Source organism: Stenotrophomonas sp. Ker107b (assembly GCF_053847245.1).
Genome location: NZ_JBSPHX010000002.1, coordinates 1,160,135 through 1,173,619, shown reverse-complemented (window position 1 = coordinate 1,173,619; position 13,485 = coordinate 1,160,135). Strand labels below are relative to the sequence as shown.

Sequence of the window (13,485 nt, the reverse complement as noted above, 5' to 3'; positions counted from 1 at the left end):
GTGTTAAACCGCCTCGGAAAGTTACGATTGCGTTGCAGTTAATTATTTGCGTGATGCAACCAATGGCTTTGCCGAGTCTGGCGACAGGTTCGCACCTGCCTCACGGTAGCGTGACGCGGACAGCCCAAAACGGGCTCGAAACGCCCGTGCGAAGCTGCAGCAGTTGTCAAATCCACTGGCCGCGGCAACCTCACCCACCATCATGTCGGTGTCGCGCAGCAGATCGGCCGCACGCTCCAGTCGCAGCCGCGCGGAGAGCGATTGCGGACTCTCTGCATACAGGCTCTGGAACGTCTTGGAAAGGTACCAGCTGGAGAAGTTGGTAAGTTCGGCCAGTTCACCGATGCGGACCACGCGGTGGCTGTTGCCTTCCAGATAGAGGCGCGCACGCTGCATGCGACCGAACACCTGACGCTTGCGGCTGCGCGAACGGCCGGGGCAGCGCTGCACGCCCGTGGCCATGCCCTGCTGCAGGGCGGCCAGGTGCAGCAGGGCCGGACGCAGGGCCTGCATCGGGCGGTCGCTGTCCAGCGCGTCGCGCCACAGGCGCATCGCCACCCGCATCTCACCGCGCGTCATGGTGCCGCGGCCGGCATAGAGGTTGCAGTCGACCAGTTCACCCAGCGCACGCAGCGCATCGGGCGACAGGCTCAGGCCGATGCACAGCCCATCACGTCCGGCCTGCACCATCGGCTTGGAGTCTTTCTCGAAAGCGATCCACTCGCGCTGGCGCAGACGGAACTTGCCCTCCTTGGATTCAACCCACGCGCTGCCACGCACCTGCATCCAGACCGTGAACGTCGTGCCGGCCGTCTGCAGGCTGCCCAGGCGAGCAACCCCGAGACAACTCGGCAGCACGCCGTCGTCGGCGATCTTGTCCAGGGAGAGAGATTGACCGCGATCGGCCAGGGAGAGCTGACGCATGACTGCACCGTGTGTTTGCCTTTGCTGGCGTGCAGTTTTGCCAAGTCAGGCCACTTCTCTCAGGACGTCTTGGCGAGATTGATCCGAATTCGCCACGACAACCTCACGAAGAACTTACGAAGGATCTTTTCCCTTCATAAACATGAGGTTGGAGAATGCCGGGAAGAACGAGGTGGTCGGCTCGGGCAGGCTCATGATGCCGATGTCGGAGCCGTCGGCCACTGCCAGGGCCACATACACGGCACTGCCGTCCGGGCTGGCGCTGAATCCGTTGCCCGTGCCGAGCCGCTCGGCGTCCAGACAGTGCGTGGTGTCGCTCGATGCCGCACTGAGCCGGGCAAACGCCGTTGCGCAATCGGCCCGATTGGACAGGTAATCGATCTGCCCATCGCCGGACACCGCCCAGGACCGATAGCGCCAGCGTGACGGCTGGTCGCCACGAACCTGGCGGATGCTCTGCGGCGTCAACGCCGCATCGGCCGACCACAGTCCGCTGGCCGACAACCGGGTGAACAGCACACGTTCGCCGGCCGCGTCATAGCGCGCCTGGGATACGCCCTCGATGCTGCCCAACAACCGCCACGGCGTCGTGGTGCGATCAAACAGGGACAAGCGCATGCGTTCATCCCGATCGCGCTCGACCACCAGCATCTGGTTGGACTGCTGTCCGTACAGCGCCTGCAGCGGCTGCGCTGCCGGCACCGCCAGCCGCACGATCTGCTCATCACGCGGTGAGACTTCGAACACGGCCGGATTGGCATGCTCATCGCGCCCCAGCACCAGCAGGTGGCGGCTGTCGCGCGACCAGTCCGGGATCTGGCGGGTTTCCGGGCGCAGGCCCTCGATCGGGCGCAGTGATTCGGCACGCTGCAGGTCGGCCCACCACAAGGAGTAGCTGCCGGAGCGATTGGAACTGAAGACCAATTGGCGGCCATCCGGCGCGATCATCGGCTGCGCATCGCGGCCACCGGAGGCGAACAGGCGTTCGGGCACGCCCGGGCCATCGGCGCCGATCGGCACCTTGAACAAGCCGAACTGCGCACGCCGATGCATGAAGGCCAACATGTTGTTGCTGCGCGACAACGCCGGTGACTGCGCATCGTCCAGCCCCAGGTCGCGCAGCGTATGCGTGCGCGTATCCAGTTCATACAAGCGCGCTTCGCTGTCGACGCGGCGGCCGAACACGATGTGGCGGCTGTCGCTGCGCCAGGCCCAGCCACGGATCTCCGCCGAATCGTTGGTCAGTTGTTCCGGCACCCCACCCCCGGCCGGGATCCGCCACAGATCGCCGACCTGGGGATTGCGCACGAACACGATCCAACGCCCATCCGGGGAATAACGCGGGGCGTATTCGAAGCTGTCCGGGTCCATGTCGTAGTCCAGGGCGCTCCAACTGCCACTGGCCAGGTTGAAGGTGCGGATGCCACGGTGCGCGTACTTGCCCGACAGTGAGCCGAACAGCAGGCCGCGGCCGTCCGGGGTCCAGTCGAAACTGAGCAGCTCGGTGCCATCGCAACGGGTGACGTGGCGCAGTGCGCCGCCGGTGGCGCTGGCGATGAGGACTTCACAGCTGCCGTCCGGGCCAAACCGCGCGAAGGCGATATCACGGCCGTTGGGCGACCAGTTGGGGAACCGGTCCGAATAGGTGTCCGGGGTATCCATCAGCACCCGCGCCGGCGCATTGCCCGAGGTCTGGACCTTGATGACGTTGCCTTCGCGCGACGGCATGCCGGCTTCGTAGGCAACCTGCGAACCATCCGGAGACAAGGTGGGGTACGTTTCAAAGCCGGCCGAGGCGGTGATCAGGCGATAGGGCCGTTCCGGGCTGCCGATCACGCGCGTGCCGTCTTCCACCGCCGCTTCCACCGCCGTTGCAGGCCGCTCGCGCTGCACCAGCAGGGCGGCCATGACCAGCAGCGCGATCATCATCGTCAGGCCGATCGCCAGCAGCACATACCGGCGGATGCGGCGCCAGCGCCGGCGCATCGGGCTGTCGACACGCTTGGCGGGCACACCGGTGACGGGGCGAGGTACACCGTCGTCGCTGATGACGTCAGCACCGGCCTCTTCCGTCTCGGCCAGTCCACGCGCCTCGTCGACCACGCTCACGGGTACCAGCAGGCGGTAACCGGTCTTGGCGATGGTCTCGATGTACATGGTGCCGGCGTCTTCGTCAGTGGCGAAGGCTTTGCGCAACTGGGTGACGGCCTGGGTCAGCACGTCATTGGTGGGCAGCGTATCGGGCCACACCTCGGCGAACAGTTCATCGCGCGTCACCACGGTACCGGGCGAGCGCATCAGCGCCTTCAAGACACCCAGTGCCTTCGGAGTGAGACGACGCGGGCGACGCACGCCCACCACCATGACTTCCCGGGAGGAAAGTACTACGGTGCAATCGCCGATTCGGACTACATCGGCGGCGGGTCGCTCACTGTCGTTGTTGATCATTCCGGTGACACGAGTGAATGCAGGACTACTGGAACGCAGCATTCATCACAATCGACACCGATCGAACGAACCGCCAGATTCCGCACAAACCATCAGCGCAAAGCGCAAAACCACTGAAGGCCGCGAATACTAGCCTATGTGGGTTAACCGCAGCTGTGCGTGCGGCCAACATCAGGCTCTCTCTCGCCGACGAAATTACATAAACTGATTCAGCATTCGCGCCTGCGGGCGCGAATTTTTTATGTGCGATTCAGTTTTGTATGCGCCGGATCATGGTCAATCCGACCAGGCGCGACACCACCAATGCGACGTACATCACGCCTGCAAACTGCTCCAGCATCACCAATGCCCGTGCTTGGGGATGGACCGGCACCACATCACTGAGTCCCACCCCGGACAGCAAGCTGAAGCTGAGATAAAGCAACTCCATCCAGGTACGCAGTTCCGTCTCGCTGGTGGCCATGAAACTGCCTGGATACCACTGCTGGCACACCGAGAAGGCGAAGGCGAAAGCCCACGCCAGCAGCGTGAAGGTCGCCCCCGCCGCGAACAGCTCATCACGGGTCACCTTGTGGTCCTGGAGCATGTAGGCGATCAGGCTGCCGGCCGTATAGAAATACAGCAGGCATTCGAGCAGCTGCGCGGTGGTGACCAGCGCCGGGCGCGCCAATAGAGCGCCTGAGATGGAAAACACTACCGAGGGAATGGCCAGCAGCAATGCCACCCACATCCCGAGCGGGCTGCGCCGCACCACCCACAGGGCCAGGCCGAGCACGGCGATGCCGAACGCACCAAACAGCGCGCGACTGGCGCCGGCCTCATCCATCGCGGGGTACAACAACACGCCGAGCAGTTGCACGGCCAACAGCCAGGCAGAGGGATGCCGGCGCGCGATGGCCAGCCATTTGGTGCTGCGTGCTATCGCCATCGTCGTCCCCGCCCCTGCCTGGTCGCGCCGAGCTTAGCGGGAATTGCGCGGGCGGCGGATGATGGCCGGGGCGGCGCGCACTGCCCCGGCCGCCACATCACTCCTGGCGATACACCTCGGCGCCGAGGTCGCGGAACTGCGCGGACTTCTCGGCCATGCCGGCCTCCAAGGCCTGCTGTGCATCCAGGCCCTGCCCCGCCGCATAGTCACGCACGTCCTGGGTGATCTTCATCGAACAGAAGTGCGGGCCGCACATCGAGCAGAAGTGGGCGAGCTTGTGCGCGTCCTTGGGCAGGGTCTCGTCATGGAACTCCTTGGCCTTCTCCGGATCCAGCCCCAGGTGAAACTGGTCCTCCCAGCGGAATTCGAAACGTGCCTTGCTCAACGCGTTGTCGCGGACCTGCGCGCCGGGGTGGCCCTTGGCCAGGTCCGAGGCGTGCGCGGCAATGCGATACGCCATGATGCCATCGTGCACGTCCTGCCGATTGGGCAGGCCCAGGTGTTCCTTCGGGGTGACATAGCAGAGCATCGCGGTGCCGTACCAGCCGATCATCGCCGCACCGATCGCACTGGTGATGTGGTCGTAGCCCGGCGCGATATCGGTGGTCAGTGGGCCCAGCGTGTAGAACGGGGCTTCACCGCACTCGCGCAGCTGCTTGTCCATGTTCTCCTTGATCAGCTGCATCGGCACGTGGCCGGGGCCTTCGATCATGGTCTGCACATCATGCTTCCACGCGATCTTCGTCAGCTCGCCCAGCGTCTCCAGCTCGCCGAACTGCGCGGCATCGTTGGCATCGGCGATGCAGCCCGGGCGCAGGCCGTCACCCAGCGAGAAGGTCACGTCGTAGGCCTTCATGATCTCGCAGATGTCCTCGAAGTGCGTGTAGAGGAAGTTCTCCTTGTGATGCGCCAGGCACCACTTGGCCATGATCGAGCCACCGCGCGAGACGATGCCGGTCACGCGCCGGGCGGTCAGCGGCACGTAACGCAGCAGGACCCCGGCGTGGATGGTGAAGTAGTCCACGCCCTGCTCGGCCTGCTCGATCAGCGTGTCGCGGAAGATCGCCCAGTTCAGTTCCTCGGCACGGCCATCAACCTTCTCCAGCGCCTGGTAGATCGGCACCGTCCCGATTGCCACCGGCGAATTACGCAGAATCCATTCGCGCGTTTCATGGATGTGCTTGCCGGTGGACAGGTCCATCACGGTATCGCCGCCCCAGCGGATCGCCCAGACGAGCTTTTCCACCTCCTCGGCAATGCCCGAGGACACCGCGCTGTTGCCGATGTTGGCGTTGATCTTGGTCAGGAAGTTGCGGCCGATGATCATCGGCTCGCTTTCCGGGTGGTTGATGTTGTTGGGCAGCACGGCACGGCCACGCGCGATCTCATCGCGGACGAACTCGGGGGTGATGATCCTGGGGATCGAGGCGCCGAAGGACTCGCCGGGATGCTGCTTCAGCAGTGCGGCGTCGCCGATCGCATCGAGCCGCTGGTTCTCGCGGATCGCCACGAACTCCATTTCCGGCGTGATGATGCCGCGGCGTGCGTAGTGCATCTGGGTGACGTTGGCGCCTGCCCGCGCACGGCGTGGCTGCAACCGCGCGGGGAAGCGCACCGCATCGAGCCGTGCATCGGTCTCACGCGAACGGCCGAATGCCGAGCTCAGGCCTTCCAGCACCTCGGTATCGCCGCGCTCGGCTACCCAGGCGGCGCGCAGCGCAGGCAGACCGGCGGAGAGGTCGATGGCGACAGCCGGATCGGTGTACGGGCCGGAGGTGTCGTACACGGTGACCGGCGCGTTCTCTTCGCCACCGAACAAGGTGGGCGTGCGGGTCAGGGTGATCTCGCGCATGGGCACCTGCAGATCGGGGCGCGAGCCCTGCACGTGGATCTTGTGCGAGCCGGGAATCGGCCGGGTGACCGATTCGGAGAGTTGCTGGGCCTGTTGCTGCAGGGCGGAGAGCTGTGCGTTCATCGAGGCATCGTCCTAGGTTCAATCCCCGCACAGGGACTGTGCGGTTCTATGCGAGGGATTCGCATGGGAGGGACGAAACGGCGGCGCTCGACGGACGGATCGCGGGCGGTCTCCGGGCGCGGTGGCCCTACGGCGCAATGCATCTGCAGATGCGAAGCTTCCCTACGCCGGTATCAACCGGATCAGGTTCGAAGGGACTGTCTCAACCTTGGCCACTGGGCCGCGGTACCCCCGCTTCGGGGCGAATTAGAGCACAAAGCGGCGCCCACGGGCGCACCGCCAAGCCGCACGCCAACGTGATCGGCCTGTGCATGTGAACAGAGCACCGACACGCCATGCACTACCATGCTGCAGCGCGGTATGCGGTGCGGTCAGGGGGTAGCCTCCCGATTGCGTGCACACCGCGCTCTGCTCGACGCCATTGACGTCCGTACTGACCGGCCTCGACCGGCTTGATCCGCCCCAGTCGTTGCCGTTGTGCCGCTGGAGATTGCAAGCCTCGGCTCGCCCCTACTGATCGGAGACACGCCTGCATGGTGTTCCGCATTTCCATCGCACTGGTCGCACTGCTGGTGCTGATCGCCGGCCTCGCGCCGGGCCCCTTCAACGAGGTCGTCCAGAGCGGCCTGTCCACCATCATCCGCAGTACCGGCTGGCTGTATCTGCTGGTGGTGTTCATCACGCTGTCGTTCCTGATGTACCTGGCCTTCGGCCGCTTCGGTTCGCTGCGCATCGGCGGCGAGGACGCCGAGCCTGATTTTTCCAATGCGAGCTGGATGTCGATGTTGTTCGCCGCCGGCATGGGCATCGGCCTGGTGTTCTGGGGCGCGGCCGAACCGATCTCGCACTTCGTGAAGCCACCGGAAGGACTGGCACCGCAGAGCATGGAGGCGGCGCGCGCATCGATGCGCTACGCGTTCTTCCATTGGGGCCTGCATCCGTGGGCGATCTATGCGCTGATCGGCCTGGCGATGGCCTGGTTCCAGTTCAACCGCAACGGCCGCGGGCTGATCAGCGATCTGCTGCAGCCGATCATCGGCGCGCATCACCGTGGCTGGATGGGCACGGTGGTCAACGTCGCCGCCGTGGTCGCCACGGCGATCGGTGTTGCCACGACGCTGGGCTTCGGCACGATCCAGATCGCGGCCGGCCTTGAGCGCGTGTTCGGTATCCAGGCCTCGGTGCCGGTGCAGCTGACCATCATCGCGGTGGCGTTCGTGCTGTACATGGCCTCCACCACCAGTGGCGTGCACCGCGGCATCAAGTGGTTGTCGAATTTCAATCTCGGTCTGGCGGCGTTGCTGCTCGCGCTGATCCTCGTACTGGGGCCGACCGGTTTCATCTTCGATACGTTCACCACGACGATCGGCTCGTACCTCAATTCACTGGTGACGATGAGCCTGCGCATGTCGCCGTTCTCGGGCAGCACGTGGGTGGCGGACTGGACGATCTTCTACTGGGCCTGGTGGATCGCGTGGGCGCCGTTCGTGGGCTCGTTCATCGCGCGCGTCTCGCGTGGGCGCAGCATCCGCGAGTTCGTGCTGGGCGTGGTGATCGCGCCGAGCGTGCTGGGCTTTTTGTGGTTCTCGGTATTCGGTGGCACGGCGCTGTGGTCGCAGATCTTCGGCCACGTGGATCTGGCGCAGGCGCTGGGCAATGGCTACGAGACGGTGTTGTTCACGATGTTCGACAGCCTGCCGATGCCGACGGTGCTGTCGGTGATCGCGCTGGTGCTGTTGATGATCTTCTTCGTGACCTCGGCCGATTCGGCGGTGCTCGTGCTGGCGACGATGTCGACGGAGGAGTCCGGTGATCCGCCGCTGGCGCGCCGGATGGTGTGGGGCGTGGCGATTGCGTTGATCGCGGGCGTACTCTTGTTGGCCGGCGGTCTCAATGCGCTGCAGGGGATGATCACGATCGCGGCACTGCCGTTTGCGTTGTTGATGCTGGCGGTGATGTGGTCGTTGTACCGGGTGCTGGATATGGAGCATGCGCTGCAGCGGCGCCGTGCGCAGCGCGCGCGGCGGTTGATGGATGAGTGGATCGAGCGGGAGATCGCGGCGCAGGAAGAGACGCGCGATGAGGCGGCTCGGGCGCCTTAGGGTGGGTCTGCATGGCCGCCTAGAGCACCTCGCTTGCCGAGCTATCGATGGGCGGGCCGGGGCGGGAGGGTTGGCGGGACACGCCGTGAATCCGTCCATGGAGGCTCATGTCGCGCCATCCATGGCGCTCATGGTCCCGACAACCCACCCGCCCCGTCCCGCTCACAGTTTTAAGGTGGTTCTGGTAAAGCCGCCGAGCAACGCTCGGCACAGCAGCGTGCACCTGACGCATCGGATCATCGTTGAGGAAAAAGGAGCCACGCATGGCGTGGCTCTTATCTCTTGCCGATCTGGCACTTTAGGTGCCGAGAGCCCGGCGTGGGCGACCGTGTGGCTCCAGGTCTTGCGACCGCTCGGTAGCTTGGGTCCCCACGCCGGTTTCTCCCTGATCCGCCCGAACAGTTGATCGAGTTGGCGCTCGGACTGATAAGACTGGGCAAGCGGGGGGAGCTCTCGACCCTGTCAGCCTAGCGGAGTTCTGCCATGTATGGGATCGGGATCGATGTAAGTCAGGCCACGCTGGATGTGGCCGTCCATGAACAGGCGTTTGACCAATTCAGCAACGATAAGCGCGGCTTTGTGCGGCTGATTCAATGGCTGAAACAATGGCCCATCACGCAGGTCGTTCTGGAAGCCAGCGGCGGCTACGAGCGTGCCGCCCTGGAGGCTTTGCACGAGGCTGGGCTTCCGATGGTCCGCATCAATCCCGCTCGGGCACGCCGCTTCGCCCAAGCTACGGGACGTGCTGCCAAAACCGATCGACTCGACGCAGCCGTGCTGGCGCAGATGGCGCACCTTTTACCGCTCACCCGCTACGTGCCACCGGCGCCGTGGCAGCGGCGTTTGGCCGAATTTGCGCAGTGCCGTCGTCATCTGGTGCAGATGCGCGTCAGCGAGATGCAGCGCTTGCGGCAGCTGACCGATCCAGTCCTGATCACGATCAAGCAGCGCCCTCTTGCCCAGCTGTCCGAAGATCTTAAACAGCTGGACAAGGCCATGGCCGAGCAGCGCGCCGCGCAGCCGGGCTGGAAGAACATCGGAACGCTTAAAGGCGCTGGGCCGATCCTGGTCAGCACCTTGGCCTGCGAACTGCCGGAGCTGGGAACACTGGAGAGCAAGGCCATTGCTTCGCTGGTCGGCCTGGCCCCCATGAACCGCGAGAGCGGTACCTGGCAGGGCAAGCGCAGCATCACCGGGGGCCGGGCCGTAGTGCGCGAAGCGCTCTACATGGCGGCGCTAACTGCCATCCGTTACGAGCCCAAGCTACGTGACTTTTACGCGACCCTGAAAGCCAAAGGAAAGGCGAGCAAGGTCGCCTTGGTAGCTGTCATGCGCAAGATGCTGGTCATCCTCAACGCCCGGATGCGCGACGCTCAAAGCGAATCGATCCCCGCTTGAAGCGCGCCGGGGCACATCTCCAACGGCTGCCGGCCAGCGGCCGGCACTACCGTGCCCGTCCGCCGGGGGGCTGAAGCTCCTCCAGCAACACAGTTGCTACCGCTTTCGCACGCGCGCCGACCCATTGTGGGTGGGTCGGCCTGGGTGGGTTGGCGGGACCATGAGCCGCATGGATGCGGCGACATGAGCCTCCATGGATGGATTCACGGCGTGTCCCGCCAACCCACCCAGGGCGGCCCACTACCCGCAACCCCAAAGCGCCCTGCTTTACGCCCTGCCCTGCGCTTCTGCCGACCAGCGGTCGGCTCTACGGGGTGCCAGCAAATCAGTACCCCGCCGCCTGCCCATCCTTGCGGCTCTCCGACGCGCCGTAGTACACCCCGGTCTCCGGATCACGCAGGATCGCCTGATACCCACCGTACGGACCATCCGCGAACACCACGCGATGGCCCTTGCGCATCAGCGCGCGCACCGTCTCATACGGGAAGCCGGTTTCCAGATTCACCTCGCCACCGTCGCTCATCGCCGTCGCCTGCCCGGTCGGCTCGGTCGAGCCCTCGTGCTGGATGCGCGGCGCATCGCCGGCTTCCTGCAGATTCATCCCGAAGTCGACCATGTTCATCACGATCTGCGCATGACCCTGCGGCTGCATCGCACCGCCCATCACCCCGAAGCTCATCCACGGCTTACCGTCCTTGGTGACGAAGCCCGGAATGATGGTCTGGAACGGGCGCTTGCCCGGCGCATAGCCGTTCGGGTGATCCTTGCGCAGCACGAACATCTCGCCGCGGTCCTGCAGGATGAAGCCCAGGCCCGGAGGCGCCATGCCGCTGCCCATGCCCCGGTAATTGGACTGGATCAGCGAGACCATCATGCCGTCCGCATCGGCCACGGTCAGGTAGATCGTGTCGCCTTCCTTCAATTGCTTCGGCGTCCCCGGCTGCACTTCACTCAGCGCCTTGTCCATCGAGATCAGCGTGCGTCGCTCGGCGGCGTAGCCTTTGGAGATCAGCTTATCGACCGGGGCCGGGTGGAACGCCGGGTCGGTGTAAAAGCGCGCGCGGTCGGCGAAGGCCAGCTTCTTGGCTTCCACGAACAGGTGCACATGCTCGGGCGAGCCGAAGGGGATGTTGGAGAAATCGTACCCTTCCAGCACGTTGAGGATCTGCAGCGCGGCGATGCCCTGGCTGTTCGGCGGCAGTTCCCATACGTCATAGCCACGGTAGTTGCTGCTGACCGGCTCCACCCACTCGCCGTGATGGCTGGCCATGTCGTCATAGCTCAGGTAGCCACCGTTGGCCTTGAAGTAAGTGCCGATGGTGCGGGCGATCTCGCCTTTGTAGAAGGCATCGCGGCCGCCCTGGGCGATCTGCTCCAGAGTGTGGGCCAGGTTCGGGTTCTTCCACATCTCGCCCTTGCGCGGGGCATGGCCGTTGATCGTGAACTGCTCGGTGAAGCCAGGGTACTTGGACAGTCGCGGCACCGAGCGGTCCCAGTAGTAGGCGATGACCTCGGCGACCGGGTGGCCTTCGCGGGCGTAGCGGATCGCAGGCGCGAGGTTGTCGGCCATCGGCTTGCGGCCGAAACGGTCATGCAGGGCGAACCAGCCATCGACCGCGCCGGGGACCGAGACGGGCAGTGGGCCGGTGGCCGGAATCTCCTTCAGGCCGCGGCGCTGGAACTCGGCCAGGGTCAGCGACTTCGGCGAGCGGCCCGAGCCGTTGTAGCCATACAGCTTCTCGGTTTTGGGGTCCCACACGATCGCGAACAGATCACCGCCGACGCCGTTGCCGGTGGGTTCCATCAAACCGAGGGCGGCATTGGCCGCGATCGCGGCATCCACGGCCGAGCCGCCGGACTTCATCACGTCCAGGGCGATCTGGGTCGCCAGCGGCTGGGAGGTGGCGGCCATCGCATGCGGAGCGATCACCTCCGAGCGGGTGGCGAAGGTGTGGCCGGTGATCCGGTCAGCGGCGATGGCGGCGGCGGGCAGCGTACACAGGACGGCGGCGGCGAGCAGACCGCGGGCAAGGCGTGAGGACACGGGGTGGTTCCTGAGAGGTGGTAGCGAGCTGATGGTGGCGGCAGATGCCGCCGGAGGACATCCCACTATGGTCATGCACCTCACACAAATCGGCCCCGAATCCGCGCAATCGCGCCCGGCAAAATGCTGAATTCCGGTTCACCGGAACGCTTTCAGCCGCAACCATCCTTGTACAGCGGGGGCTTGCGGTGGATGCAGGCGAAACCGATGGAAATTGTCTTTCCAAGGTTGACACCGCCGAAACCCGTGTGGTTTTCTCGATCTCATGTTGCAGCGCACAGCCACCCGCGAATCCATCGAGCACGCCGACCACGGCGCGGCCTCCATCCGTTCGCTTCTCGTACTCGTACTTATTACCCAACCAACAGGTGCGGGACGGACCGGCGTGTAAGCAAGACTGCCAGGTATCCATCAAAACCCGCACCCGACCAGGTGCGGGTTTTTTCGTTTCAGAACCCTTTGATTTCCATCCTCCCCGCCGAGTTGCCTTCCACCATGACCCGCCAGCCCACCTCGAGCCAGCCGATGCCCACCGCCCCCACGGCGGGTGCGTTCGCGTGTGCTCGCGGCCAGGCCGGCGCCACCCCTTCCCCTGATGGGCCGACGCGTCGCTGACCGTCGGCCCTCTTTTTTCTTGCCTCCAAAGGACCTCCCCCATGAGCACCAACGACCTGCCCCAGATCAAGATCGCTGTTGTCGGCTACGGCAGCCAGGGCCGCGCGCACGCGCTGAATCTGCGTGAATCCGGTTTCGATGTCGTCGTCGGGCTGCGCCCGGGCGGTCCCACCGAGGTCAAGGCCCAGGCCGACGGCTTCACCGTCAAAGCCCCGGCCGAGGCGGTGAAGGATGCCGATCTGGTCGCCGTGCTGACCCCGGACATGGTGCAGAAGAAGCTCTACGAAGACGTGCTCGCGCCGAACATGAAACAGGGCGCGGTGCTGCTGTTCGCGCACGGTCTGAACGTGCATTTCGACATGATCAAACCGCGCGAGGATCTGGACGTGGTGCTGGTCGCGCCGAAGGGCCCGGGTGCACTGGTCCGTCGCGAGTATGAGATCGGCCGAGGCGTGCCGTGCATCTGGGCGGTCTACCAGGACAAGAGCGGCAAGGCCGCCGAGTTCGCCCTGGCCTACGCCGGTGGCCTGGGCGGCGCGCGCGCCAACCTGATCCAGACCACCTTCAAGGAAGAGACGGAAACCGATCTGTTCGGCGAGCAGGCCGTGCTGTGCGGTGGTGCTTCGGCACTGGTGCAGGCCGGTTTCGAAACCCTGGTCGAAGCCGGTTACCAGCCGGAAATCGCCTACTACGAAGTGCTGCACGAACTGAAGCTGATCGTCGACCTGTTCTACGAAGGTGGCATCACCCGCATGCTGGAATTCATCTCCGAAACCGCACAGTACGGCGACTACGTCAGCGGCCCGCGTGTGATCGACGCCGGCACCAAGGCGCGCATGAAGGACGTGCTGACCGATATCCAGAACGGCACCTTCACCAAGAACTGGGTGGCCGAGTACGAAGCAGGCCTGCCGAACTACAACAAGTTCAAGCAGGCCGACCTGGAGCACCCGATCGAGAAGGTAGGCAAAGAACTGCGCGCCAAGATGGTCTGGTTGCAAAGTCAAGCCGCGTAAACGCGCGGCTCCCCCACCCGCTTTCGTAAAGGTCA

General features: G+C 64.8%; 8 protein-coding genes and 1 riboswitch. Of the genes, 3 read left to right on the top strand and 5 right to left on the bottom strand.

What is annotated here, in order from left to right; genetic code table 11:
* Positions 1 to 42: 42 nt before the first annotated feature.
* The 4 genes from ACWV8V_RS15015 to thiC all read right to left on the bottom strand — a co-directional run bounded on the left by ACWV8V_RS15015 (position 43) and on the right by thiC (position 6,275).
* Positions 43 to 924, bottom strand: coding sequence for a helix-turn-helix transcriptional regulator (locus ACWV8V_RS15015; RefSeq protein ID WP_123730264.1), 882 nt, complete (start codon positions 922 to 924; stop codon positions 43 to 45).
* 114 nt (positions 925 to 1,038) lie between these two features.
* Positions 1,039 to 3,372: a winged helix-turn-helix domain-containing protein gene (locus ACWV8V_RS15010; protein ID WP_455900102.1), complete on the bottom strand. Its 2,334-nt coding sequence runs from the start codon at positions 3,370 to 3,372 to the stop codon at positions 1,039 to 1,041.
* A 250-nt stretch (positions 3,373 to 3,622) separates the two neighbouring features.
* Entirely contained in the window at positions 3,623 to 4,300 is a 678-nt protein-coding gene (locus tag ACWV8V_RS15005) for an ion channel (RefSeq protein WP_259259214.1), read from the bottom strand.
* Positions 4,301 to 4,397: 97 nt separating this feature from the next.
* Entirely contained in the window at positions 4,398 to 6,275 is a 1,878-nt protein-coding gene (thiC, locus tag ACWV8V_RS15000) for a phosphomethylpyrimidine synthase ThiC (RefSeq protein ID WP_455900101.1), read from the bottom strand.
* 141 nt (positions 6,276 to 6,416) lie between these two features.
* A riboswitch (TPP riboswitch) is annotated at positions 6,417 to 6,518 on the bottom strand.
* A 290-nt stretch (positions 6,519 to 6,808) separates the two neighbouring features.
* On the opposite strand from thiC, the gene ACWV8V_RS14995 reads away from it, so the two are divergent.
* Both ACWV8V_RS14995 and ACWV8V_RS14990 read left to right on the top strand, forming a co-directional pair.
* A complete protein-coding gene (locus ACWV8V_RS14995; protein ID WP_259259211.1) occupies positions 6,809 to 8,377 on the top strand; it encodes a BCCT family transporter in 1,569 nt (522 codons plus the stop codon).
* A 483-nt stretch (positions 8,378 to 8,860) separates the two neighbouring features.
* A complete protein-coding gene (locus ACWV8V_RS14990) occupies positions 8,861 to 9,775 on the top strand; it encodes an IS110 family RNA-guided transposase (protein ID WP_455900100.1) in 915 nt (304 codons plus the stop codon).
* Positions 9,776 to 10,100: 325 nt separating this feature from the next.
* Here the strand turns inward: ACWV8V_RS14990 and ggt are convergent, their stop codons facing one another.
* The gene (gene ggt, locus ACWV8V_RS14985) at positions 10,101 to 11,819 is read right to left on the bottom strand and encodes a gamma-glutamyltransferase (RefSeq protein WP_455900099.1); all 1,719 of its coding nucleotides are present in this window, start codon (positions 11,817 to 11,819) and stop codon (positions 10,101 to 10,103) included.
* A gap of 656 nt (positions 11,820 to 12,475) precedes the next feature.
* On the opposite strand from ggt, the gene ilvC reads away from it, so the two are divergent.
* Complete coding sequence (ilvC, locus tag ACWV8V_RS14980) at positions 12,476 to 13,450, top strand: ketol-acid reductoisomerase (RefSeq protein WP_070473592.1); 975 nt, start codon at positions 12,476 to 12,478, stop codon at positions 13,448 to 13,450.
* Positions 13,451 to 13,485: the final 35 nt, after the last annotated feature.